Here is a 23,996-nt window from a genome sequence, read left to right as displayed (position 1 = left end):
GGCGTCATGAGGCGCTGTAGTCCTGGCCCAGGACGACCGTCACGTCCGCGTTGGACGCCGCCTTGGCCTTCTTCACCGCCGATGTCGGCAGGCCGAGCGTCTTGGCGACCTCGACGGCGTCCTGCTTGCGGGCGTCGTCGCCGTAGGTCACCTGCGAGGTGGCGACCGAGCTGCCGGTGCCGCCCGCGACGAAGGTGTAGCCGCCGTTGACCAGGGTGACGCGGGCCTTCTCGGTGCGGGAGGCGGTGCCGGTCGCGTTCTTGACGGCGACGCGCAGCGAGTCACCGGCGGCCGGCGCCTTCACGGTGCCGCCGAGGACGTCCTTGACGACGGAGTCCGCGGTCTCCTCGGAGAGGGTGCCGTCCTTCTGGACCGGCAGCAGGGCGGTCTTGTAGTCGCCCTCCTTGGCGTGGTCGGCGAGCTTGGCGAGGAAGGCGCCGAGGTCCTTCTCGGTCAGCGACGGGTCGAGGATCTGGGCGAGGGTCTGCACGGTGATCGTCGCTGCCTGCGGGTCGGACGACAGCTTGCGCAGCACGGCCTGCATGACCTGCCCGAACCGCGTGAGCTGGGCCGTCTCGGCCTCGCCCTTGCCCTGGTAGGTGGCGTACGCGACGGCCATCGGGCCGGTGAGGGTCTGGCCCTCGCCCTTGTGGACGAGGGTCGTGCCCTTCTTGGCGGGGTCGGGCACGTCCGTATCCGTGTCGACCTCGATGTTGCCGACGAGTTCGACGAGGTTGTTGAGGTACGGCGTGTCGAGCCGCCAGGTGCCCTCGATGTCCGTGCCGAGCAGGGTGTCCACGGCGCCGCTGGTGCCGGAGGAGCCGTCCTCGTCGACGGACTTGCCGAGGGTGGTGGCGGTGCCGTCGTCGCCGCTGAGGGCGAGGGAGTTGGGGAGCAGGACGGTGCTGCCCTGCTTCGTCGTGGTGTTGTTCACGAGCAGCGCCGAGGACGTGCCGCCGCCCTTGGTGTTGTGCAGGTGGACGATGATGACGTCACGGTTCTGCGGGCCGGCCGCGGTGGCGGCGCCCGCCTTCTTGTCGTCCTTGCCGAGGAAGGGCAGCTTGCCCGCGAGGGCGAGGTAGCCGACGCCGCCGACCAGGCACAGCGCAAGGACGACGATGAGTGCGATGACTCGGCCCCGGGCGCGGCGCCGTGCCTCCTCGCGCCGCTCGCTGCGCGACTCGGTGAACTTCAGCCAGTCGATGACGTCTTCGGAGTTCTCGTCCGGCTCCTCGACGAAGGAGAACTGCTCGGTGCGGTACTCCCGGTCCGGTTCGCCCTGCTGGTCCCGCTCGTCCCGCTGGACCTGCTGCTCCTGCGGCGCGGCCGCCTGCTGCGGGATGTAGGCGGTCGCCTGCTCGGTCTGGTGCGGCGGCGCCTGGTGAGCCTGCTGGGTCTGCTGGTGCCCCTGCTGCGGCTGCTGCCCGTACGGATCGTAGGCGCCGGTGGCGTACTGCCCCTGGGCGGCGTACGGGTCCCCGGTCGCGTACGGGTCGTAAGACTGGCCCGGCTGCTGCTGCCCCGTGGCGTACGGATCGTTCCCGTATCCGTACCCGTACCCGTAGTCCGCGTTCTGGGCGTGCTGGGCGTGCTGCGTGCCCTGCGCGTTCTGCTCGTACGACGGCGCCTGCTGGGCCTGCCGGTACACCGGCCGGCCGAACTCGTCGTAGCCGACCAGCTCGTACCTCTCGTCGCGCTGGTCGTAACCGTCGTAGCGGTCGTTCACCGATGCCCCTCTCGGCGGTGCAGGGTCATTCGCCTCGGTACAGCCGGCGTTTGTCGATGTAGCGCACCACACCGTCCGGCACCATGTACCAGATGGGGTCTCCCTTGGCGACCCTGTCCCGGCAGTCCGTGGACGAGATCGCGAGCGCGGGCACCTCGACGAGCGAGACACCGCCCTCGGGGAGCCCCGGGTCGGTGAGCGGGTGGCCGGGCCGGGTGACGCCGATGAAGTGTGCCAGGGAGAACAGCTCTTCGGTGTAACGCCAGGTGAGGATCTGGCCCAGGGCGTCGGCGCCCGTGATGAAGAAGAGGTCCGTGTCCGGGTTGAGCGCGCTCAGGTCGCGCAGGGTGTCCGTGGTGTACGTCGGACCGCCGCGGTCGATGTCGATGCGGCTCACGGAGAACTGCGGGTTCTCGGCGGTCGCGATGACCGTCATCAGATAGCGGTCCTCGGGCGGGGACACGTTCTTGTCGCTCTTCTGCCACGGCTGCCCGGTCGGTACGAAGACCACCTCGTCGAGGTGGAACTGCGCGGCGACCTCACTGGCCGCCACCAGGTGTCCGTGGTGGATCGGGTCGAACGTTCCGCCCATGACGCCGAGGCGTCGCTTGGCGGGCGTCCCCCGCTCGTGGTCCGGGCCGCCGGCCGGGCTGTCGGCCGGGCCGGTAGGCATGTCCTGCGCTCCCATGCGTGCAGAGCCTACTGGCCCGGTCCGGGTGGTTCGCGCCGTGGGCCGGGCGGTCCGCTCAGCGGTCGCGGTTGAAGCGGGTGGTGATCCACAGCAGGAGGAGCAGGATGACGAAGGCGGCGCCGCCCGTCATGAGGGGGCTGATGCTCTCGTGGTTGCCGCCGTGCTCGCCGCCCTCGGCGGCGAGAGTGGCCAGTTGGGCAGCGGTGCTGTGGAGGCTCATCGTCAGCAGGACCTATCCGGTGTGGGATCGGGTGTGATCGGGATAAAGACTTCCCGCCCATCGTAAGCGGGGGCCTCGCCGCCGCTCACGCCGACTCTGCCGTACGGGGCCGAATGCCGTGGACGGCGCCCCGGCTCAGTCGTCGCGCTTGTAGCCGCGCAGCAGGAACCAGGCCATGAAGACGGCGCCGAGTATGGCGACGAGCAGCACGATGCGCAGCAGGTTGCCGGGCCCCTGGTCGGAGGCGGCTGCGGTGACGGCGTGGCCGAGGCCGGCGCCGACTGAGTGGTGATCCATCACGGTTCGCTCCTTCTGTGTGCTGCCCCGCCACGGTAACTCCGCCTAATGTGGATCCCGCCTCGGGGGCACAACCGAACACAGCGACACGCGCGTCCACATAGGTGCAGAGCCATACCGACACGCGCATCGACATGCCATCGACATGGGGGGCCGCATGCCCGACGTACCGAACGAGCAGCACGACAACGTACCCAGCAGGCAGCGCAGGCGCTTCCCCGGGATCTCCTCGCGGGCGTACGAGCACCCGGCCGACCGCTCGGCCCTGGTGGCGCTCCGCAAGCTCACCGGCTTCGACACCGTCTTCAAGGCGCTCAGCGGCCTGCTCCCGGAGCGCAGTCTGCGTCTGCTGTTCCTGTCGGACTCGGTCCGCGTCTCGGACGAGCAGTTCGCGCACCTGAACTCGATGCTGCGGGACGCCTGTTACATCCTGGACCTGGAGAAGGTCCCGCCGATGTACGTGAACCAGGACCCGCAGCCGAACGCGATGTGCATCGGCCTGGACGAGCCGATCATCGTCGTCACCACCGGCCTGGTGGAGCTGCTCGACGAGGAGGAGATGCGGGCGGTCGTCGGCCACGAGGTGGGCCACGCGCTCTCCGGCCACTCGGTCTACCGGACGATCCTGCTGTTCCTGACCACGCTCGCGCTGCGCGTGGCGTGGATCCCGCTCGGCAACCTCGCGATCATGGCGATCGTGACGGCGCTGCGCGAGTGGTTCCGCAAGTCGGAGCTGTCCGCGGACCGCGCGGGCCTCCTGGTCGGCCAGGACCTCCAGGCGTCCATGCGCGGCCTGATGAAGATCGCGGGCGGCAACCACCTGCACGAGATGAACGTGGACGCGTTCCTCAAGCAGGCCGAGGAGTACGAGGCCGGGGGCGACCTGCGCGACTCGGTCCTGAAGATCCTGAACGTGATGCCGCGCTCCCACCCGTTCACGACGGTGCGCGCCGCCGAGCTGAAGAAGTGGGCGGAGACCCGCGACTACCAGCGCCTGATGGACGGCCACTACCCGCGCCGCACGGAGGACAAGGACACCTCGGTGACCGACTCCTTCCGTGAGTCGGCCGCGCACTACACCGACCACGTGAAGAGTTCGAAGGACCCGCTGATGAAGCTGGTCAGCGACATCGCGGGCGGCGCCGGTGACCTCGGCGGCCGGGTCCGGCGCGGCTTCGGCGGCTTCGGCGGCGGCACCGGCGGCGGGAACAACGGCAACCACGGCTCGGCGGACGACGCCGAGAAGTAGCCCGTCGGTCCGGTTCAGACAGACGGCTGGGCGTTCGGCGCGAGCGCCCCGCACAGCGCGGTCGCACCGCCCGTCGCGTACGGGTCGGTGCCCGCCGGGCCGTCCTGGCCGGCCGTGGCGCCCGCGAGCAGCGGGTGCAGGTGCCCGGACTGGTCCACGGAGCAGGAGAGCGGCCCGGCCTGGACGTAGGAGACGAGCAGCTCGGCCTGGTGGTTGCGCAGGTCCTCGCGGTCGAAGCGGAAGTGCAGCTCGCGGCGGACGGTGAACAGGGAGGCGCGGGCCCCGTCGTCGACGGCGGCGCCGACCGGGCGCAGCGCGTAGACGAAGGTGTGGTCCGAGGTGACCTCCAGGGTGTCCGTGGTGGTCTCGACGGCGCGCAGGGTGCCGCGGACGCGGATGTGCGGGTCGGCGAGTTCGGCCTCGGCCGGGTCGAAGCGGACGAGCCAGCCGGTCGCGGCGTGCCGTCCGTCCATGGCCGGGCGGTCGAAGCTCTGGTCGAACTGGTCGAGCTGGCCGGGGTCGACGAGCATGCGGACGGTCCTGACCGCTCCCCCGGTGAGCACGTCGGGGTCGAGCGAGGAGTCGACGAGGTAGTCCTTGACGGTGGTCAGGGCGGTGACGACCTGGCTGTCGGAGAAGTGCGCGGTGCGCCGGCCCGTGGGCGGCAGCGTGATGCCGTCGGCGGCGGTGCCGAACCGGGCGGCGGGGCTGCGCCGGTACAGCTCGGGCACGGAGGCGGCGCCGGGCACCTTGGCGTCCGGGGCGAGCGGGATCACCGTCATCCGCAGGGGTTCGGGGTGGCGGGCGGAGGGGGTCGCGCGGTACGGGCTGCGCACGCCCATGTAGATCGCGGTGCCGAAGGCGATGACGATCAGGACGACGAGGATGACGGCCTGCCGGGTGAGGCCGCGGCGCAGCGCGGGGATGCGGCGCACGGCGGGCGCGTGGTCGGAGATGCGCTCCTGGGCGGAGAACTCCTGGAGGCGGGCGGCGCGGACGAAGGACTCGTCGAACACGACGGACCCGTATTCGTCCTCGCTTCCGCCGCCGCCGGTGGGGCCACCTTCCGGTGTCCCCTCCGGGGGGTCTCCTGGGCCGCCCATACCTTCAGGTTAGGTCCCCGGGACCTTGAGTAAACGCCCCCGTGCGCGACAACTTCCGCCGTCCGTGCGCACAGCCGCTCAAGGGCTCCGCGGGACCGCCGAAACCGCAGGCCGGGAATGGTCCACCGATGCGGAGGGCGGGCTGGAGGGGCCCTTCTCCAGCTCGGTCGTGGCGGGCGGCGGCACCTGCTCCTGGCGGCCCGATGAGGCGCCCCGGTAGACGGCGGTGAAGGCGAGGGCGACCATGCCGACGCCCATGAGCAGGGCGAGCGCCCAGGCGACGGGCCTGCGCCAGCGGACCATGCCCGCGTGCGTCCCGCCGCGGCCGTCCTGCTCCAGGCCCTCCTCGTACAGGGCGTCGGCGTCGTGGTGCAGGCGGCCGAATCCGGCCGCGCCGTACCCGTCGTCGTCGAAGAAGTCGTCGTCGGGGGCGCGGCGGGTGCGGGCTCTGCGGGCCTCGGCCTCCTGGGCCTCGGCGCGGGCCTGGGCGGCGGCGAGCAGCCGCTCGACCGCGGTGGGCTCATGGACCTCGGCGGCCCGCACGAAGTCCTCGTCGAAGACCACGGAGGCGAACTCTTCGTCCCAGCCCCCGCGGTCGTGGTCGTCGTCGGGCTCTCCGCCGTCCGGGAACGGCGCGCCCCCCACGTCCTCCGGCACCCGTCCAGAGTAGACCGGAGGGGTCAATTTGGGCAGACGGTACGGATATTCACGCCACAAGTCACGGCTCAGCGGGTGTGGCCGTCGCCGGTGACGATGTACTTGGTGCTGGTCAGCTCGGGCAGGCCCATGGGGCCGCGGGCGTGCAGCTTCTGGGTGGAGATGCCGATCTCGGCGCCGAAGCCGAACTGGCCGCCGTCGGTGAACCGGGTGGAGGCGTTGACGGCGACGGTCGTGGAGTCGACCAGCTGGGTGAAGCGGCGGGCGGCGCGCTGGTCGGTGGTGACGATGGCCTCGGTGTGCCCGGAGGACCAGAGCCGGATGTGTTCGACGGCCCGGTCGAGGTCGTCGACGACGGCGGCGGCGATGTCGTAGGAGAGGTACTCGGTCTCCCAGTCCTCGTGGGTCGCCTCGACGACGGTGGCCTTGGAGCGGTCGGCGAAGGCGAGGATCCGCGGGTCGGCGTGGACGGTGACGCCCGCGTCGGCGAGGGCGTCCAGGGCGCGCGGCACGAACGCCTCGGCGATGTCCTGGTGGACGAGGAGCGTCTCGGCGGCGTTGCAGACGGAAGGGCGCTGCGCCTTGGAGTTGACGAGGATGTCGACGGCCATGTCGATGTCGGCGTGGGCGTCGACGTAGACGTGGCAGTTGCCGGTGCCGGTCTCGATGACGGGGACGATCGAGTTCTCGACGACGTTCTTGATGAGGGAGGCGCCGCCGCGCGGGATGAGGACGTCGACGAGGCCGCGGGCGCGCATCAGCTCGGTCACCGAGTCGCGGCTCTCGCCGGGCACGAGCTGCACGGCGTCGGCGGGCAGGCCGCTGCCGCCGACGGCGTCGCGGAGCACGCGCACGAGCGCGGTGTTCGAGGCGTACGCGGAGGAGCTGCCGCGCAGCAGGACGGCGTTGCCGGACTTGAGGCAGAGGGCGGCGGCGTCGACGGTGACGTTGGGCCGGGCCTCGTAGATGATGCCGACGACACCGAGGGGGACGCGGACCTGGCGCAGGTCGATGCCGTTGGGGAGGGTGTTGCCGCGGACGACCTGGCCGACCGGGTCGGGCAGGGCGATGACGTCGCGCACGTCGGAGGCGATGGCGCGGACCCGCTCGGGGGTGAGGGTGAGCCGGTCGATGATCGACTCGCTGGTGCCGGCCTCGCGCGCGCGGGCGGTGTCCTCGGCGTTGGCCTCGACGATCTCGGCCGTACGGACTTCGAGGGCGTCGGCGATGGCGGCGAGCGCGTCGTCCTTCTCGGCGCGCGGCAGCGGGGCGAGGTCGTTGGCGGCGCCGCGGGCGCGGTAGGCGGCCCGGGTGACGGGGGTCATCGAGTCGTACGGGTTGAGCGAAGGCGACGTCATGCACGGCAGGGTAACGGGGGACGGCGGGGCGTCCAGATCCTGTTCCGGGAGGTGAGACATGGCCGAAAAGGGGCAGGCCGACGCCGGGGAGTCGTTTGAAGCGGGTGCGTGCCCGAAATGTGGCGCCCGTCAAGAATGTGCACGTTCAACAGCCGGAGCGGGCCGGGACGGGTCAGAACGGGTGCACGCCCACCGGGGCCGCGGGCAGCGGTCCGTGCCCCTCCGCGATGCGGTGGTGGTAGGTCTCGCGGTCGATGACCTCCAGGCCGACGATCTCCCAGGGCGGCAGCTGCGAGGTCTGGCGGTGCTCGCCCCACAGGCGCAGGGCGACGGCCGCCGCGTCGTGCAGGTCGCGGGCCTCCTCCCAGTAGCGGATCTCCGCGTGGTCGACCGCGTAGCGGCTGGTCAGGAGGAAGGGGTGGTCGTGCGCGAGTTGTTCGAGGCCGCGGCGGACCTCGGCGAGCGGTGTCTCGGCGCCGGAGACGGTGAGCGTGATGTGCCAGAGCCGGGGGCCCTCCTCGGCCCTCGCCCCGCTGTCGGACCTCGTCTCCCCCGCCGTCTCCTCCTCGTAGGCGTCCCCCGCGGCCACGCTGGTCAGTGCCCGCTCCGCCGACGCTCGGGGCGTCGCCCCCGGGCGCGCTCGTCTCACGACGGCCTCCTTTGCGCAATGGTCGTGCGGAACTCCGCGCATGGTCCGCGTGCGCGCGCACTGCGTGAACATGCTCGGCATGAACTGCCTGCATCAAGAGTTGAGCAGGACGCGACTCGTCTTGGGGTGGTTTTACGGAAGGTCCCCCGCGGGTGGCAGGCTTTCGGCCGATTGCACAACGCTTTCGAAGGTGGCCGGGCGCCGGATCACGCCCGGAGGAGGACCAGATCGTCCGCGTGTACGACTTCGCGTTCGTAGGCGGGGCCGAGTTCGCGGGCGAGTTCGCGGGTGGAGCGGCCGAGCAGCCGGGGGATCTCCTTGGCGTCGAAGTTGACGAGCCCGCGGGCTACGGCCCGGCCCTCGCCGTCCCGCAGCTCGACCGGGTCGCCCGCGCTGAAATCGCCCTCCACCGCCGCGATCCCGGCCGGGAGCAGCGACGTACGGCGCTCGACCACGGCCCGCACGGCGCCGTCGTCCAGGGTGAGGGAGCCGCGCGGTGTGGACGCGTGCTGGAGCCAGAGCAGCCGGTCGGCGCTGCGGCGGCCCGTGGGGTGGAAGTAGGTGCCGGTGTCGCGGGCGGCGAGGGCGTCGGCTGCGTGGCTGGCGCTGGTGAGGACGACGGGGATGCCGGCCGCGGCGGCGATCGAGGCGGCCTCGACCTTGGTGACCATGCCGCCGGTGCCGACGCCCGCCTTCCCGGCGCTGCCGATCTTGACGTGCGCGATGTCGGCGGGGCCGCGCACCTCGGCGACGCGGGAGGTGCCGGGCCTGCTCGGGTCGCCGTCGTAGAGGCCGTCGACGTCGGAGAGGAGGACGAGCAGGTCGGCGTGGACGAGGTGGGCGACGAGGGCGGCGAGCCGGTCGTTGTCGCCGAAGCGGATCTCGTCGGTGGCGACGGTGTCGTTCTCATTGACGACCGGCAGGGCGCCCATGGTGAGGAGCTGGTCGACGGTGCGCGAGGCGTTGCGGTGGTGGGTGCGGCGGGCCATGTCGTCGCTGGTGAGGAGGATCTGGCCGACGCGGACGCCGTAGCGCGCGAAGGAGGCGGTGTAGCGGGCCACCAGGAGGCCCTGGCCGACGCTGGCGGCGGCCTGCTGGCGGGCGAGGTCCTTGGGGCGGCGGGAGAGGCCGAGCGGCGCGAGCCCGGCGGCGATGGCGCCCGAGGAGACCAGGACGATCTCCCTCTTGGCCGCACCGTGGTGTTTGGCGAGGACGTCCACGAGGGCGTCGACCCGGTCGGCGTCCAGGCCCCCCGCGGCCGTGGTGAGCGATGACGATCCGACCTTGACCACGATCCGGCGCGCTTCCGTCACGCCCTGTCGTGCCGCACGTGTAGCCCCTGACATGCACCGCAATGTACGTGACGTGACCACGGGGCCGCCGCCGGGTTTCGAGGGGCGGACAGCTCGAACGGCTCGCGGGCGGGCGGACGACCCTCCGAGGTGCGTACACTTTGCCCCTTTTTCGGGTGATTGCCGTCACGGAGGATTGCTACGGGACCGCTCCAAGTCATACGGTCAGTGGTCAGCCTTTTCACGCCTGACCCCCTGTTGATCCCCTCCTATTCCTGCCAGGAGCCCAGCCCGTGCCCTCCGCCGGACTTGCCCCGCGCCGCATCGTGCAGCTCTCAGCGCTGCTGGCGATGTTCGCGCTCTTCGTGGCCCAGCTCGTCAGCGCGTCCCTCCCGAACGTCCCGGTGTTCGTCGCCGCGAGCGCGGCCGGCCTCGCGCTCGACACCTACCTGCAGTACCGGCAGCCGGGCCTGCTGTCCCTCCTGGCCAAGGTGCGCTTCGACGTCACCGTGCGACAGCTGCTGCGCGACATGCTGATCTTCGTCGGCCTGCTGCGCATCGACGGCATCGACCCGACGGGCGAGCAGGCGCCGCTGCTCTTCGCGCTCCTCGCCGTCTACGTGCTGCACTTCGGCTGCCAGGCCGCCGCGGTCATGGTCCGCCGCAGCCGGACGCTGCCGATCCTCACCCGCAACATCGACGCCTCGGCGCTGCGCCTGTCCGCCGCCCCGCCGCGCATCCTGGCCCGCCGCCCCAGCCACCGCCTGCTGGCCTTCTCCCTGCCCGCCACCGCCGGTCTGCTCGCCACGGCCGCCACGACCGACGCCACCTGGGGCGGCATCGGCATCGGCGTCTCCATCGCCCTGTTCGGCGGCGGCCTGCTGTACCTGGCCACCTGGCTGCTGCCCAAGAAGCGGTCGCTGAACGAGGCCAAGGTCATGGAGTGGCTGGACAACTGGCTGGCCGACTACAAGCCGACCGTCGCCATGTACTTCTCGGGCGGCACGACCTCCGCGTACCAGGCGAACATGTGGCTGCCCACCCTCGCCGAGGTGGACGGCAAGCCGCTGATCGTGCTGCGCGAGCGCTTCATGGTCAACAAGATCGACGCGACCGACGTCCCGATCATCTGCTTCCCGAAGGTCGCCACGATGTTCTCCCTGGAGAACTCGACGCTGAAGATGATGCTGCACCCGGCGAACGCCGCGAAGACCTCCCAGGTGCTGCGCATCCCGACGATCAAGCACGCGTTCATCAACCACGGCGAGTCCGACAAGCTCTCGTCCTGCAACCCGTACGCGAAGGCCTACGACGAGGTGTGGGTCGCGGGCCCCGCCGCCCGCGACCGCTACCAGCTCGCCGATGTCGGCGTCGAGGACAAGGACGTCGTCGAGGTGGGCCGCCCGCAGCTCTCCCCCATCAGGACCGCCTCGGGCCCGGCCACCAAGCCGTACACGACCGTCCTCTACGCCCCCACCTGGGAGGGCTGGGACGGCAACCCCGGCAACACCTCGGTGATCCTGGCCGGTGAGAACATCGTCCGCCACCTGCTCGCCGACGACCGCGTGCGCCTGGTCTACAAGCCGCACCCGATGACCGGTTCGCAGGTCCCCGCCGCGGGCGCCGCCAACGAGCGCATCAAGGCGATGATCCGCGAGGCCAACACGCGCCGCTCCGGCGCCCGGCCCGGCCCCGAGGCCGCCGCCGAGCTGGCCCGCCGCACCGCCGAGCTGGACAAGCTGACCTCGACGGCGTTCCGCACCAGCGCCGACGACATGGAGAAGATGCTGCTCCAGGGCCGCCCCGACAGCGGTCGCCAGGCGGCCGTGGCCGAGGCGAGGGCGGCGTGGGAGGAGGCGTACTGGGCCTCGTTCCCCGAGTGGGAGCACCTCATCGTCACCGAGGCCCGGCCCGCGATCTTCACCTGCTTCAACCAGGCCGACGTCCTCATCTCCGACGTCTCCTCGGTCGTCTCCGACTGGCTCGCCAGCGAGAAGCCGTACGCCGTCGCCAACACCTCGGGGCTGACCGAGGCCGAGTTCCGCGCCGGTTTCCCGACGGTCAGCGCCGCGACGATCCTCGCGCCGGACGCGGAGGGCGTGCCCGCCCTTCTCGCGGCCGTGCGCGGCGAGACCGACGACGTGTACCGGGAGGCCCGTCTGGAGCTCAAGGAGCAGCTCCTGGGCCCCTCGGACCCGCCCTCCATCGACCGCTTCAACGCGGCCGTACGCGCCCTGTGCGAGCGCGCCGACGAGCGCCGCGCCCGGATGGCCGCGCGCGGCGACACGGACATCCCCGCGCAGCGCGAGGACTCCGTCGAGGAGCAGGTCGCCGACGCGGTGGCCGCGGAGGCGGCGCCGGAGTCGGAGGACGCGGACGCCGTGACGGCGTGACGCCGTCCCTCATCCGTTGACGGTACGAGGAAGGGCCCGGGGAGATCATCTCCCCGGGCCCTTCCTCGTACCGGCTGTCCTGCCAGGTCAGAACGGTTTGAACTCGTCGTACGCCTGCTCCGCCTCGTCCCGCTCGGCCTGCCGGTCGCGGCGGCGCTGGGCGGCCGGGCGCGGCGCCTCGAAGCGGTGGTCCTCGCCGCGGCGGCCGAGCATCTCGGCGCCGGCCATGACGGTCGGCTCCCAGTCGAAGACGACCGCGTTCTCCTCGGGGCCGATGGCGACGCCGTTGCCGTTGCGGGCACCGGCCTTCATCAGCTCCTCCTCCACGCCGAGGCGGGCGAGCCGGTCGGCGAGGTAGCCGACGGCCTCGTCGTTGTTGAAGTCGGTCTGGCGGACCCAGCGCTCCGGCTTCTCGCCGCGCACGCGGAACAGCGGCTCGCCGTCGGCCTCCTCGCGGGTGACGGTGAAGCCCGAGTCGTCCACGGCCTTCGGGCGGATGACGATGCGGGTCGCCTCCTCCTTCGGCTTCGCGGCGCGCGCGGCGCCGACCAGCTCGGCCAGGGCGAAGGACAGCTCCTTGAGGCCCTTGTGGGCGACGGCGGAGACCTCGAAGACGCGGTAGCCGCGCGCCTCCAGGTCGGGCCTGACCATCTCGGCGAGGTCCTTGCCGTCGGGCACGTCGATCTTGTTCAGGACGACGAGGCGCGGCCGGTTCTCCAGGCCCGCGCCGTACGCGCGCAGCTCGGCCTCGATGGTGTCGAGGTCGGAGACGGGGTCGCGGTCGGACTCCAGCGTCGCCGTGTCGAGGACGTGCACGAGGACCGAGCAGCGCTCGACGTGGCGCAGGAACTCAAGACCCAGGCCCTTGCCCTGGCTGGCGCCCGGGATGAGGCCGGGGACGTCGGCGATCGTGTAGACCGTCGAGCCCGCCGTGACGACGCCGAGGTTCGGGACCAGCGTCGTGAACGGGTAGTCGGCGATCTTCGGCTTGGCGGCCGAGAGGACCGAGATGAGCGAGGACTTGCCCGCGCTCGGGTAGCCCACGAGCGCCACGTCGGCGACCGTCTTCAGCTCCAGCACGATGTCGCGCAGGTCGCCGGGGACGCCGAGGAGGGCGAAGCCGGGGGCCTTGCGGCGGGCCGAGGCCAGCGCCGCGTTGCCGAGGCCGCCGCGACCGCCCTGGGCGGCGACGAAGGTCGTGCCCTGGCCGACGAGGTCCGCGAGGACGTTGCCCTGCTTGTCGAGGACGACCGTGCCGTCGGGGACGGGCAGGATCAGGTCCTCGCCGTCCTTGCCGGAGCGGTTGCCGCCCTCGCCGGGCCGGCCGGCGGTGGCCTTGCGGTGCGGCGAGTGGTGGTAGTCGAGGAGCGTCGTCACCGACTGGTCCACGACCAGGACGACGTCACCGCCACGGCCGCCGTTGCCGCCGTCCGGGCCGCCGAGCGGCTTGAACTTCTCACGGTGGACGGAGGCACAGCCGTGGCCCCCGCTACCCGCGGCGACATGCAGTTCGACGCGGTCCACGAAGGTGGTCATTGGTCAGTGCCTCCAGAAACATACGGTGCTGTCTGTGTGCGTGCTGTACCCATTCACAACACGCGAAAGGCGGACCCGCTTCCCCAGGGGGAAGTGAGGTCCGCCTCGCGAGAAAGAACTGGTCGAGACGCCTTAGGCGGCGGCGACCGGAACGATGTTCACGACCTTGCGGCCACGGTGGGTACCGAACTCCACCGCGCCGGCGTCGAGCGCGAACAGCGTGTCGTCCTTGCCACGACCCACACCGTTGCCCGGGTGGAAGTGGGTGCCGCGCTGGCGGACCAGGATCTCACCGGCGTTGACGGTCTGGCCGCCGAAGCGCTTCACGCCGAGCCGCTGAGCGTTGGAGTCGCGCCCGTTCCGAGTGGACGATGCGCCCTTCTTGTGTGCCATGTCTCAGTCCCTACCCTTACTTCGCAGCCGCGGGGATCTCAGTGACCTTGATCGCCGTGTACTGCTGGCGGTGGCCCTGACGACGGCGGTAGCCGGTCTTGTTCTTGTAGCGAAGGATGTCGATCTTCGCACCCTTGTGGTGGTCCACGACCTCGGCCTGGACCTTGATCCCGGCCAGCACCCACGGGTCGCTGGTCACGGCGTCACCGTCGACAACGAGCAGCGTAGAGAGCTCTACGGTGTCGCCAACCTTGGCCGTGGGGATCTTGTCAACCTCAACGATGTCGTCGACAGCAACCTTGTGCTGGCGACCACCGCTGCGCACGATGGCGTACACGCGGATCTCTCTTTCGCTCGGAACGGGACTCCCGCAGTCCAGCCACACGGGTGCGGCCTCTCCGGGGACTCCCAGGGGGATGCGCCCGGAGGAAAAAGGTTTACGGGAGTGCGGCGTATCGATGGACACGCCGACGGTCAAGATTACGGGTCCGGCCCGACAAGGGTCAAACCGGCCCCGCACAGGACGGGCGACGCCCCCGTACCGCGGCGGTGCGCCGCGGTACGGGGGCGTCGGACGGCTCAGGCCTCGTCGGCCGCGGCCGAGACGGAGGGCTGCGTCTGCTGCCCGGCCGCCGCGGTCTTCTTCGCGGTCGCCTTCTTGGCGGTGGTGGTCTTCGCCGCCTTCTTGGCCGTCGTCTTCTTCGCGGCCGTCTTCTTGGCCGCGGTCTTCTTCGTGGCGGCCTTCTTCGCCGTCGCCTTCTTGGCCGTCTTGCGGGCCGTCTTCTTGGCGGCGGGCGCCTCGGGCTCACCCTCCGTCTCCGGTGCGGCCTGCGGGGCCTCCTCCGCGGCGGCCGACGGGACGACCAGGACGGCCGCCTCCTCCGGCGCGGTGGGCGCCGCCGCCTTGCGGACGGCGCGGCGGCGCGGACGCGGCGCCGGAGCCTCCTGCACGGGCTCGGCCGGTACGGGCGCGGGCTCCTCGGCGACCGGCTCCTCCACCTTCGCCACCGGCTCGGCGACGGTCACCTCGGCGGCCTCCTCGGAGGACGCCTTCGGCGAACCGGCGGGCGCGGTCGCCTTGCGGGTGGCGCGACGACGCTGACGCGGCGCCGGAGCCTCCTCCTGCGCGGGCTGTACGGGCTCGGGCTCCTTCGGGGCCTCCGCCTCGACGGCCGGCTCGGGCGCGGGCGCCGGGGCCTCGGTGACCACCGGCTCCTTGGGCGCCCCCGCCGGGGCCGACGCACGGCGCGTGGCGCGGCGGCGCGAACGGCCGCCACGGCTCGCCGCGGCCTCCGCCTCGGCGGCGCTGGAGTACAGCTCCTCGTCCGGGGCGAACTCGGGCTCGGCGAGCGCCTTGGGCGCGGCCGCCTCGGCGGCGACCTCCGCCTCGGTCTCGACCGGCTCGGGCTCGGCGGCGGCCTCGTGCTCGTGACCCTGCTCGTGACCCTGCTCGTGGCTGTGGTCGTGGCCGTGGTCGTGCTCGCCGCCGTTACCACCGCGGCCGCGCTTCTTGCGCTTGCCGCCGTTGGAACCGCCGGAGACCGGCTGCTCCATATGGACGATGACGCCCCGCCCGTTGCAGTGCACGCAGGTCTCGGAGAAGGACTCCAGGAGGCCCTGGCCGACACGCTTGCGGGTCATCTGGACCAGGCCGAGCGAGGTGACCTCGGCGACCTGGTGCTTGGTGCGGTCGCGGCCCAGGCACTCCAGCATGCGGCGCAGGACCAGGTCGCGGTTGGACTCCAGGACCATGTCGATGAAGTCGATGACGACGATGCCGCCCAGGTCGCGCAGGCGCAGCTGGCGCACGATCTCCTCGGCCGCTTCGAGGTTGTTCCTCGTCACGGTCTCCTCGAGGTTGCCGCCCTGGCCGGTGAACTTCCCGGTGTTGACGTCGATGACGACCATGGCCTCGGTCTTGTCGATCACCAGGGAGCCGCCGGAGGGCAGCCACACCTTGCGGTCGAGCGCCTTGGCGAGCTGCTCGTCGATCCGGTACGTCGCGAAGACGTCGACCTCGCTGGTCCACCGCTGGAGGCGGTCGGCCAGATCGGGCGCCACGTGGGTGACGTAGCCGTGGATGGTCTCCCACGCCTCGTCACCGCTGACGATGACCTTGGAGAAGTCCTCGTTGAAGATGTCGCGGACGACACGGACCGTCATGTCCGGCTCGCCGTACAGCAGGCTCGGCGACGACGTCGAGATCTGCTTGGCCTTCTTCTGGATGTCCTCCCACTGCGCCTGCAGACGCTCGACGTCGCGGCGCAGCTCGTCCTCGCTCGCGCCCTCGGCGGCGGTGCGCACGATGACGCCCGCGTCCTCGGGGACGATCTTCTTGAGGATGGTCTTGAGGCGTGCCCGCTCGGTGTCGGGCAGCTTGCGGCTGATGCCGGTCATCGAGCCCTCGGGCACGTAGACCAGGTAGCGGCCGGGCAGCGAGATCTGGCTGGTCAGGCGGGCGCCCTTGTGGCCGATCGGGTCCTTGGTGACCTGCACGAGCACGGACTGGCCGGACTTGAGCGCGGTCTCGATGCGGCGCGGCCCGTTGGCCATGCCGAGCGCCTCGAAGTTGACCTCACCGGCGTACAGCACCGCGTTGCGGCCCTTGCCGATGTCGATGAAGGCGGCCTCCATCGACGGCAGCACGTTCTGGACCTTGCCCAGGTAGACGTTGCCGACGTACGAGGTCGACTGCTCCTTGTTGACGTAGTGCTCGACGAGGATGTCGTCCTCGAGCACGCCGATCTGGGTGCGCTCGCCGTTCTGGCGGACGACCATCACGCGCTCGACGGCCTCGCGGCGCGCCAGGAACTCGGCCTCGGTGATGATCGGCACGCGGCGGCGGCCCTGCTCGCGGCCCTCGCGGCGGCGCTGCTTCTTGGCCTCCAGACGCGTGGAGCCCTTGATGGACTGCACCTCGTCCGAGGAGGTCGACGAGCGCTCACGCTCGGCGAAGCTGTCCTTCTTGCGGGGCTCGCGGACCTTGACGACCGTGCGCTCCGGGTCGTCGGAGGCGTGCTGGTCGCTCTCGGCGGCGGCGTCACCGGCGCGACGGCGGCGGCGACGGCGACGGCGGCTGCTGCTCGACCCGGAGGCCGCGCTGTCGTCGCGCTCGTCGTGGCCGTGGTGCTCGTCCTGCTCGGCGTGGCTGTCCGCGCCGTCGTCGGCGGTGTCACCGTCGTCTTCCGCGTCCTGCTCGGCGTCGGCGTCCGCGTCACCGGACTCGTCCTGCTCGTTCTCGGCGTCGGCGGACTCGCCCCGGCGACGGCGGCGGCCACCACGACGGCGACGGCGGGCCGGACGGTCGCCGTTCTCGTGGTCGTGCTCGTCCTGGTCGTCGCCCGGCTCGTCCGCCTCCGCGGGCTCCTCGGCCGCGACCTGGGGCTCCGCCTCGACGGGCTGCTCGACGGGCTGCTGCTCGTCACTGGCGCGCCTGCGGCGGCGACGGCGCGGGGACTGCTCCTCCTCGGCGGCCACGACGGCGGCACCGGCGGCGGGCTCGACGGGCGCGGGCTTCTCCTCGGCGGCCTCGGCCGCGGCAGCGGCGGCGGCGCGCTCCGGCGTCTGGAACATCGGCTCGGTGAAGACGGGCGCCTGGAAGACGGCGACGGACGGCCGCTTCGGACGGCTCCCGCCCTCCTCCTCACGGGCGGCCTTGGACGCGGACCGCTGGGCCCTCGGCTCGGCGAAGCCGGCGGCGGCCTTACGGGTGGCGCGACGACGGCCGCGCGGCGCGGGCTCCTCGGCGGCCTCGGCCTGCGCGGCGGGCTCCGCCACCGGCTCGGCGGCCTGGGCCTCGGGGGCGGCGACGGCGCGGGTGGCGCGGCGGCGGGCGCGGCGCGGGGCGGCGTCCTCGGCCGGCTCCTCGACGGCGGGCTCCTCGGCCACCGGGGTCTCCTGGACCTCCGGGGTCTCCTGGGCCTGCTGGGTTTCCTGCGCCTGCTGGGTTTCCTGCGCGGCAGGGGCCGAGGCCGTACGGGTGGCACGGCGACGGCGGCGCGGCGCGGGCTCCTCGGCGGGGGCCTCCGGCTCGGCGGCGGGGGTGGTCTCGGCAGCGGGCTGCTCGGCCTCGGCGGCGGGCGCGGAGGTGGCACGGGTGGCACGACGGCGACGCGGCGCGGGCGCCTCGGCGGCAGCCTCCTGCTCGGCGGCGGGGGCTGTCTCGGCGGCGGCCTGCTCGGCCTCGGCGGCGGGCGCGGAGGTGGCACGCGTGGCGCGCCGACGGCGCGGCGCGGGGGCCTCTACGACAGGTGCGGCCTCGGGCTCGGGCTCGGCGGCGGGCGTCGCGGCCTGCTCAGCAACCTGCCCGGTGCTCTCCTCCGGCTCGGCGACCGGCGTCGACACGGCGCGCGTGGCACGGCGGCGGGTGCGGCGCGGGGCCGGCTCCTCGGCGGCGGGCTCGGCCAGCTCCTGCGGGGTGGCCGGGTCGGCGACGGCCTGGACTTCTTCCTGCACCTCGTCCGCCGCGGACGCGGCGGCGGGCGCACCGGCCGGCGCGGAGGCGCGGCGCGTGGCGCGACGGCGCGGGCGGGCGGCGGGCGCTGCGTCCTGCGCGGGGGCCTCGGCGGCCGGGGACGCGGCGGGCTCGGACTCTGCGTCCGCGGCGGTGGCCGGTATGGCCGGCGCGTTCCCGGCGGCGGTCTGTCCGGCGGGCGGGCCCGCGGGGCGCGACGCGGCCCGGCGCCGACGGCGCGGGGGCAGGGTGTCGCTGGGGCTGTCCAGTTCGGGGCTGGTCGCTTCGTTCTGCTCGGGCATGCGGGTGTGTCTCCCGTCGGCCCCCGGGCGCCGCGCCTCATCCGGATGACCGGTGACGCCTGCGGCTCGCGCGGGTGGCGCGGTGCCGCCGGTCCGGGGCGCGGGCGCCGCACGGGGGCTCTCTGTCTGTTCTCGCCGGTTCCGGTACGCGGGGTGCGTACGGCCTGGCGAAAGTCCTTGGGTGGGTGCGCTGCCCGACCCAGGTGGCTCCCGAGTACGAGGGCGGCGCTACGACGACCGCCTTACGCGGGACCTTCCACGGCAGACGCCGTCGCGGTGGCAGTTCCTGCGGCCTCCGGTCGGGGGGCCCGGACTGCCTCGCGGTCGGGCGCGAGCGGGTCGGTCACCGTGCCGGTCTCTTCATCGAAAGGCCCCTGCGCCAGCCTGGTCACCGCTGCGGGGACCGGCGGCGCCAGGTCAGCCACGGCGCGGAGACCGGACAGGACGTCGTCGGGTCGAACGGCAGGCGTCACGTGCCGAACAACCAGCCGCAGTATCGCACAGGCCCGCTCACCGGGCCTATCGGGCGCATCGACGGCTTCCAGACTCGCGACGGCTTCGCGGGCGTCGAACGTACGGATGCCGTTCTTCGTCCGGCGCTGCACCTCGACGCTGTCGGCGGCGCGGAACGCCTCGGCGGCGCGCGCCGCCTCCTCGACACCGACGCCGTCCAGGCGCAGCTCCCACACGGAGGCGGCGAGCCGGTCGGCGAGGCCGGAGGTGCGGGCCTCGACGGCGTCGACGATGTCGAGGCCGACGGGCATCGACTCGTCGAGCAGCTTCCTCAGCGTGTCGGGGTCGCGCTCCGCGGTCAGCGCGATCTCCAGGTACTCGGCCTCACTGCCCGTGCCGGTGGGTGCGGCATTGGCGTACGACACCTTCGGGTGCGGCGTGAACCCCGCCGAGTACGCCATGGGCACCTCGGCGCGGCGCAGCGCCCGCTCGAAGGCGCGCTGGAAGTCTCGGTGGCTGGTGAACCGGAGGCGGCCGCGCTTGGTGTAGCGCAGTCGGATGCGCTGCACCGCGGGTGCGGGCGGCGGGCCTACGGGCTGTCGCTTGCCCAGTGTCCTGATCCTTCGTGAGTACGGTCGTGCTGCTACCAAGAGTACGTCCACGCACGCGCTCCGGTTCCCCCGCACGGGCACTCACGAACCCTCATGGACGTTGACCTTCTCGAAAAGGCAAAATCAGCGCTGAAACCAGCGCCACTACGAGGGGGCTCCTCGCATGATCACGCTCACGAAGGAAGACGGCCCGGCGGACCTGGACGGGGTGACGCACCTGTCCATCGGGGTCTCGTGGGACCCCACCTCCGGGAGCAGCGGCGGCGTCCTGGGCGCCCTGCGCCGCAAGCAGGGCACCGACCTGGACCTGATCGCCATCGCGATGCAGGGCGCCGACCCGGTGCGCCTGGCGGGCCTGGACTCGCTCGACCCGCTGGGGAACGGCTCGCTGGTGCACTCCGGCGACAACCAGACGGGCAAGGGCGACGGGGACGACGAGACGGTCACGGTCGAGTTCGCGCGCGTCCCGCAGAACATCACGTCGATCGTGTTCATCGCGGCCGCGTTCAAGAAGGGCAGCTCCTTCCAGAAGGCGCGCAACGTCAGCATCAAGGTCTACGACGCCACGGGCGGCAGCAGTCAGCAGGTCGCCGACATCTGGCCGTCCATGCTCAGCACGGACAACGGCTGCGCGGTGGCAAAGGCGGTCCGCGCCCCGGGCGGCGCCTGGAAGCTCCAGGTCATCAACGAGACGGGCAAGATCAAGCAGGGCGACGAGGTCGCCTTGATGCGCTTCGCCGTGAGCAAGTAGCGCCCGCGCGCGGGGCTCACGCCGAAGGGGCGGCCGGTTGTGATCAACCGGCCGCCCCTTCGCGTACGTACGTGCTACTTGACGACCGTCAGCGGCAGCAGCTTCTTGCCCGTCGGGCCCACCTGGATGGAGGTGTCCATCGCCGGGCAGACGCCGCAGTCGAAGCAGGGGGTCCAGCGGCAGTCGTCGACCTCGGTCTCGTCGAGGGCGTCCTGCCAGTCCTCCCAGAGCCAGTCCTTGTCGAGGCCGGAGTCGAGGTGGTCCCAGGGGAGGACCTCCTCGTAGGTGCGCTCGCGCGTGGTGTACCAGTCGACGTCGACGCCGTGGGCGGGGAGCGTCTTGGCGGCGCACTCCATCCAGCGGTCGTAGCTGAAGTGCTCGCGCCAGCCGTCGAAGCGGCCGCCGTCCTCGTAGACCGCGCGGATGACGTCGCCGATGCGGCGGTCGCCTCGGGAGAGGAGGCCCTCGACGATGCCGGGCTTGCCGTCGTGGTAGCGGAAGCCGATGGAGCGGCCGTACTTCTTGTCGCCGCGGATCTTGTCGCGGAGCTTGGTGAGACGGGCGTCCGTCTCCTCCGCCGAGAGCTGCGGCGCCCACTGGAACGGGGTGTGCGGCTTGGGCACGAAGCCGCCGATCGAGACCGTGCAGCGGATGTCGTTGGAGCCGGAGACCTCGCGGCCCTTCTGGATCACGTTCATCGCCATGTCGGCGATCTGGAGGACGTCGTCGTCGGTCTCGGTGGGCAGGCCGCACATGAAGTACAGCTTCACCTGGCGCCAGCCGTTGCCGTAGGCGGTGGCGACGGTGCGGATGAGGTCTTCTTCCGAGACCATCTTGTTGATGACCTTGCGCATGCGCTCACTGCCGCCCTCGGGGGCGAAGGTGAGGCCGGAGCGGCGGCCGTTGCGGGTCAGCTCGTTGGCGAGGTCGACGTTGAAGGCGTCCACGCGGGTGGAGGGCAGCGAGAGGCCGATCTTGTCTTCCTCGTACCGGTCCGCGAGGCCCTTGGCGATGTCGCCGATCTCGGAGTGGTCGGCGGAGGAGAGCGAGAGCAGGCCGACCTCCTCGAAGCCGGTCGCCTTCAGACCCTTCTCCACCATCTCGCCGATGCCGGTGATGCTTCGCTCCCGCACGGGGCGCGTGATCATGCCGGCCTGGCAGAAGCGGCAGCCGCGGGTGCAGCCGCGGAAGATCTCGACGGACATGCGCTCGTGGACCGTCTCCGCGAGCGGCACGAGCGGCTGCTTCGGGTACGGCCACTCGTCGAGGTCCATGACGGTGTGCTTGGAGACCCGCCACGGCACGCCCGACTTGTTGGGCACGACGCGGCCGATCCGCCCGTCGGGCAGGTACTCGACGTCGTAGAACGCGGGGACGTAGATGTTGCCCGTCTTCGCGAGGCGGAACAGGACCTCCTCGCGGCCGCCGGGGCGCCCCTCGGCCTTCCACGCGCGGATGATCTCGGTCATGTCGAGGACAGCCTGCTCGCCGTCGCCGATGACCGCCGCGTCGATGAAGTCCGCGATCGGCTCCGGGTTGAACGCCGCGTGGCCGCCCGCGAGGACGATCGGGTCGTCGAGCGTACGGTCCTTGGACTCCAGCGGGATGCCGGCCAGGTCGAGCGCGGCCAGCATGTTCGTGTAGCCCAGCTCGGTGGAGAAGCTCAGGCCGAACACGTCGAACGCCTTGACCGGGCGGTGCGAGTCGACCGTGAACTGCGGCACCTTGTGCTCGCGCATCAGGGCTTCGAGGTCCGGCCAGACGCTGTAGGTGCGCTCGGCGAGGACGCCCTCGCGCTCGTTCAGGACCTCGTAGAGGATCATGACGCCCTGGTTGGGGAGACCGACCTCGTACGCGTCCGGGTACATCAGCGCCCAGCGGACGTCGGCGGACTCCCACGGCTTCACCGTGGAGTTGAGTTCACCGCCGACGTACTGGATCGGCTTCTGCACATGCGGGAGCAGCGCTTCGAGCTGCGGAAACACAGACTCGACCACTTGGGGTGCCGCGGCGGCGGCTTCGGCAGGCATAACCGTGGACCTTCGTGAGCTGGCAGGGGTGACCCTCAAGCCTAACCCGCTCACAAGCGCGGCTTCGCCGCCCGCTTCCAGACGGCGGGCAGCGCGCGCTCCCCGTCCGTCGCCGCCGCCTGCTCCTGCCCGTACAGCAGGCCCCACGCGAAGGCGGTCTCCCCCGCCGCGTGCGCCTGGATCGCCAGGTCGCGCAGCGCCTCGCGGGCGACGACGGAGTCCTGGTGGTCGCCGAGCAGCGACTGCACCTTCTTGACGCGCTTCGCGAACTTCTTCGCCTTCTTGCCGAGCGCGAGGACGGCGGTCTCCCCGGCGTAGCGGGCGCGCTTGGCGGCCTTGCGGGCGTCGTGCAGGGCGTGGTCGCGGTCGGTGCCGGGAGGCAGTGAGAGGGCGTGGTCGATACGGGCGGCGAGCCGGGCATGATCCTTGAGCGCCGCCTTGACCAGCACGTTCGCGGCCGGGCGGTCGGCGGCGGGCAGCAGCGGCGGGTCGGCGAGCAGCGCGTCGAGGGATTCGAGCAGCGCCAGGTAGCGGCGGCCGTCGAGCACGGCGACGGTGTGGCGGCGCGAGCCGAGGCGGCGGGCCACGGCCCAGATCCGCAGCCGGCCGCGGACGGGGCCGAGCAGCAGGGTGCGGGGCAGCGCGTCGATCCGGGCGGTCAGCCGGTCGGTCAGCACCTCGCGGTCCCGGTCGACGCCCAGTTCGGCGCCGAGCCACTTCAGCTCCTCGCCGACGGGTCCGGTGACGGCCGGGTCGAGGACCTTCTTGTACGTCTTGAACGCGCTGCGCAGCCGCCGGGTCGCGACCCGCATCTGGTGCACGGCGTCGGGCAGGTCGCGGCGGACGGCGGGGTCGAGCTCGACGAGGGCGTCGCGCTGTTCGCGGAGCCGGGCGAGGACGTGGTCCCCGGCGGTGACGGGCTTTCGCTCATCGGACTTCCCGGGGCCGCGGATGCCGGTCTCCTCCATGGCGCGGGCCAGCTTCGACGCGGAGGCGGAGCGCTCGACCCCGGCCTTGCGGAGCCGCTTCTCGACCTTGCCGAGGAACGCGGGGTCGCCGTCGTCGGCCAGCTCGACCTCGATCTCCGTCCACTCGGTGGCCTGCTCACCGCCGATCCGCTCCGCGCGTACGGCGTCGACGCAGACCTCGGCGAGTACGGTGCCGTCGGCGTCGGCCAGATGGGTGACGTCGCGGGACGAGCGCAGCCGTACGACGGGGACGAGCTGCGCGCTCCGCACCCGGGAGCGGACAAGCCCCGTGAGGGAGCGCGGCACGTCGTCGGAGAGGGGCGCCCGCACCTCGTCCCGTACGCCGTCCTCGACCCCGACGGGCAGCTTCAGATGCCAGCCCGCGTCGTCGCCGCCGGTGCGGCGCCGCAGGGTGATCCGCTGCGCGGCGAGCCGTTGGTCGGGCGTGTCGTAGTACACGGCGTCCAGCTCCACGACGCCCTTGTCGATGACCTCCGCGACACCAGGAACCTTGTGCAGGTCGGGCAGCCGGAAGCCCTCGTCCGGGGCGTCGTACTTCCGCTCGATCTCGCGCTTCGTCTCCGCCATGATTCGAATCTAGACGGCACGTGGGGCGCCGGATAGGGGCGGGGCGGGGACCCGGGGCGGCTTTCGGTCCTTCGGGGGCGGTTCTTCGGGTGCGGGACACGTCGTGGCTGGTCGCGCAGTTCCCCGCGCCCCTGAGATGCGCACTTCGTGCGGCATCTCCCTGGGGAAGGCTGCGCGCAGCGCATGCCTTCAGGGGCGCGGGGAACTGCGCGACCAGCCACAGCGAGACCGGCACACGCCCGACAACGCGCCGCCCCCAACGGCGAGCAGGCGGAT

19 protein-coding genes are annotated in these 23,996 nt (G+C 72.2%); 3 read left to right on the top strand and 16 right to left on the bottom strand.

The annotated features are described in order from the left end of the window. Window positions 1–4: 4 nt before the first annotated feature. From ABZ877_RS26145 to ABZ877_RS26130, 4 genes are all read right to left on the bottom strand, one after another. A complete protein-coding gene (locus ABZ877_RS26145; protein WP_361075290.1) occupies window positions 5–1,726 on the bottom strand; it encodes an LCP family protein in 1,722 nt (573 codons plus the stop codon). A gap of 25 nt (window positions 1,727–1,751) precedes the next feature. Beyond that, window positions 1,752–2,414: a nicotinate-nucleotide adenylyltransferase gene (nadD, locus tag ABZ877_RS26140; RefSeq protein WP_361075288.1), complete on the bottom strand. Its 663-nt coding sequence runs from the start codon at window positions 2,412–2,414 to the stop codon at window positions 1,752–1,754. Between the two features lie 58 nt (window positions 2,415–2,472). Then, a complete protein-coding gene (locus ABZ877_RS26135; RefSeq protein WP_361075286.1) occupies window positions 2,473–2,637 on the bottom strand; it encodes a hypothetical protein in 165 nt (54 codons plus the stop codon). Window positions 2,638–2,772: 135 nt separating this feature from the next. Continuing rightward, complete coding sequence (locus tag ABZ877_RS26130; RefSeq protein WP_361075284.1) at window positions 2,773–2,934, bottom strand: hypothetical protein; 162 nt, start codon at window positions 2,932–2,934, stop codon at window positions 2,773–2,775. 157 nt (window positions 2,935–3,091) lie between these two features. On the opposite strand from ABZ877_RS26130, the gene ABZ877_RS26125 reads away from it, so the two are divergent. Next, window positions 3,092–4,183, top strand: a complete 1,092-nt coding sequence (locus ABZ877_RS26125) for a M48 family metallopeptidase (RefSeq protein WP_361075282.1) — start codon at window positions 3,092–3,094, stop codon at window positions 4,181–4,183. A gap of 14 nt (window positions 4,184–4,197) precedes the next feature. On the opposite strand, the gene ABZ877_RS26120 is transcribed toward ABZ877_RS26125, so the two are convergent. The 5 genes from ABZ877_RS26120 to proB all read right to left on the bottom strand — a co-directional run bounded on the left by ABZ877_RS26120 (window position 4,198) and on the right by proB (window position 9,296). Then, on the bottom strand, window positions 4,198–5,286 hold the full coding sequence (locus ABZ877_RS26120; RefSeq protein ID WP_361075280.1) for a hypothetical protein: 1,089 nt from the start codon (window positions 5,284–5,286) through the stop codon (window positions 4,198–4,200). A gap of 78 nt (window positions 5,287–5,364) precedes the next feature. Continuing rightward, entirely contained in the window at window positions 5,365–5,970 is a 606-nt protein-coding gene (locus ABZ877_RS26115) for a hypothetical protein (RefSeq protein ID WP_361075278.1), read from the bottom strand. A 41-nt stretch (window positions 5,971–6,011) separates the two neighbouring features. Beyond that, a complete protein-coding gene (locus ABZ877_RS26110; protein WP_361075276.1) occupies window positions 6,012–7,301 on the bottom strand; it encodes a glutamate-5-semialdehyde dehydrogenase in 1,290 nt (429 codons plus the stop codon). A 172-nt stretch (window positions 7,302–7,473) separates the two neighbouring features. Next, complete coding sequence (locus tag ABZ877_RS26105) at window positions 7,474–7,950, bottom strand: hypothetical protein (RefSeq protein ID WP_361075274.1); 477 nt, start codon at window positions 7,948–7,950, stop codon at window positions 7,474–7,476. Between the two features lie 206 nt (window positions 7,951–8,156). Continuing rightward, window positions 8,157–9,296, bottom strand: a complete 1,140-nt coding sequence (gene proB, locus ABZ877_RS26100) for a glutamate 5-kinase (protein ID WP_361075272.1) — start codon at window positions 9,294–9,296, stop codon at window positions 8,157–8,159. A 239-nt stretch (window positions 9,297–9,535) separates the two neighbouring features. Here proB and ABZ877_RS26095 point away from each other — a divergent pair, with 239 nt between their 5' ends. Beyond that, on the top strand, window positions 9,536–11,635 hold the full coding sequence (locus ABZ877_RS26095; RefSeq protein ID WP_361075270.1) for a hypothetical protein: 2,100 nt from the start codon (window positions 9,536–9,538) through the stop codon (window positions 11,633–11,635). Window positions 11,636–11,722: 87 nt separating this feature from the next. On the opposite strand, the gene obgE is transcribed toward ABZ877_RS26095, so the two are convergent. The 5 genes from obgE to ABZ877_RS26070 form a co-directional block, all read right to left on the bottom strand. Further along, window positions 11,723–13,171: a GTPase ObgE gene (obgE, locus tag ABZ877_RS26090; protein WP_361075268.1), complete on the bottom strand. Its 1,449-nt coding sequence runs from the start codon at window positions 13,169–13,171 to the stop codon at window positions 11,723–11,725. Between the two features lie 132 nt (window positions 13,172–13,303). After that, window positions 13,304–13,564 (bottom strand): 50S ribosomal protein L27, encoded by a 261-nt coding sequence (gene rpmA / locus ABZ877_RS26085; protein ID WP_361075266.1) that lies wholly within the window; start codon window positions 13,562–13,564, stop codon window positions 13,304–13,306. Window positions 13,565–13,580: 16 nt separating this feature from the next. Next, the gene (gene rplU, locus ABZ877_RS26080; protein ID WP_361075264.1) at window positions 13,581–13,901 is read right to left on the bottom strand and encodes a 50S ribosomal protein L21; all 321 of its coding nucleotides are present in this window, start codon (window positions 13,899–13,901) and stop codon (window positions 13,581–13,583) included. A 242-nt stretch (window positions 13,902–14,143) separates the two neighbouring features. Beyond that, complete coding sequence (locus ABZ877_RS26075) at window positions 14,144–18,319, bottom strand: Rne/Rng family ribonuclease (protein WP_361075262.1); 4,176 nt, start codon at window positions 18,317–18,319, stop codon at window positions 14,144–14,146. Window positions 18,320–18,561: 242 nt separating this feature from the next. Further along, the gene (locus tag ABZ877_RS26070) at window positions 18,562–19,341 is read right to left on the bottom strand and encodes a TIGR03936 family radical SAM-associated protein (protein ID WP_361075260.1); all 780 of its coding nucleotides are present in this window, start codon (window positions 19,339–19,341) and stop codon (window positions 18,562–18,564) included. Between the two features lie 205 nt (window positions 19,342–19,546). Between ABZ877_RS26070 and ABZ877_RS26065 the strand changes: the two genes are divergently transcribed. Beyond that, window positions 19,547–20,134, top strand: coding sequence for a TerD family protein (locus tag ABZ877_RS26065; protein ID WP_361075258.1), 588 nt, complete (start codon window positions 19,547–19,549; stop codon window positions 20,132–20,134). Window positions 20,135–20,208: 74 nt separating this feature from the next. Here the strand turns inward: ABZ877_RS26065 and ABZ877_RS26060 are convergent, their stop codons facing one another. Together ABZ877_RS26060 and ABZ877_RS26055 are read right to left on the bottom strand one after the other, a co-directional pair. After that, a complete protein-coding gene (locus ABZ877_RS26060; RefSeq protein WP_361075256.1) occupies window positions 20,209–22,164 on the bottom strand; it encodes a TIGR03960 family B12-binding radical SAM protein in 1,956 nt (651 codons plus the stop codon). A 50-nt stretch (window positions 22,165–22,214) separates the two neighbouring features. Continuing rightward, complete coding sequence (locus ABZ877_RS26055) at window positions 22,215–23,720, bottom strand: CYTH and CHAD domain-containing protein (RefSeq protein WP_361075254.1); 1,506 nt, start codon at window positions 23,718–23,720, stop codon at window positions 22,215–22,217. Window positions 23,721–23,996: the final 276 nt, after the last annotated feature.

Source organism: Streptomyces sp. NPDC046939, assembly GCF_040644575.1.
GTDB lineage: Bacteria > Actinomycetota > Actinomycetes > Streptomycetales > Streptomycetaceae > Streptomyces.
Note: the sequence above shows the minus strand (reverse complement) of the source record. Positions and strands in the feature narration are given on the sequence as shown.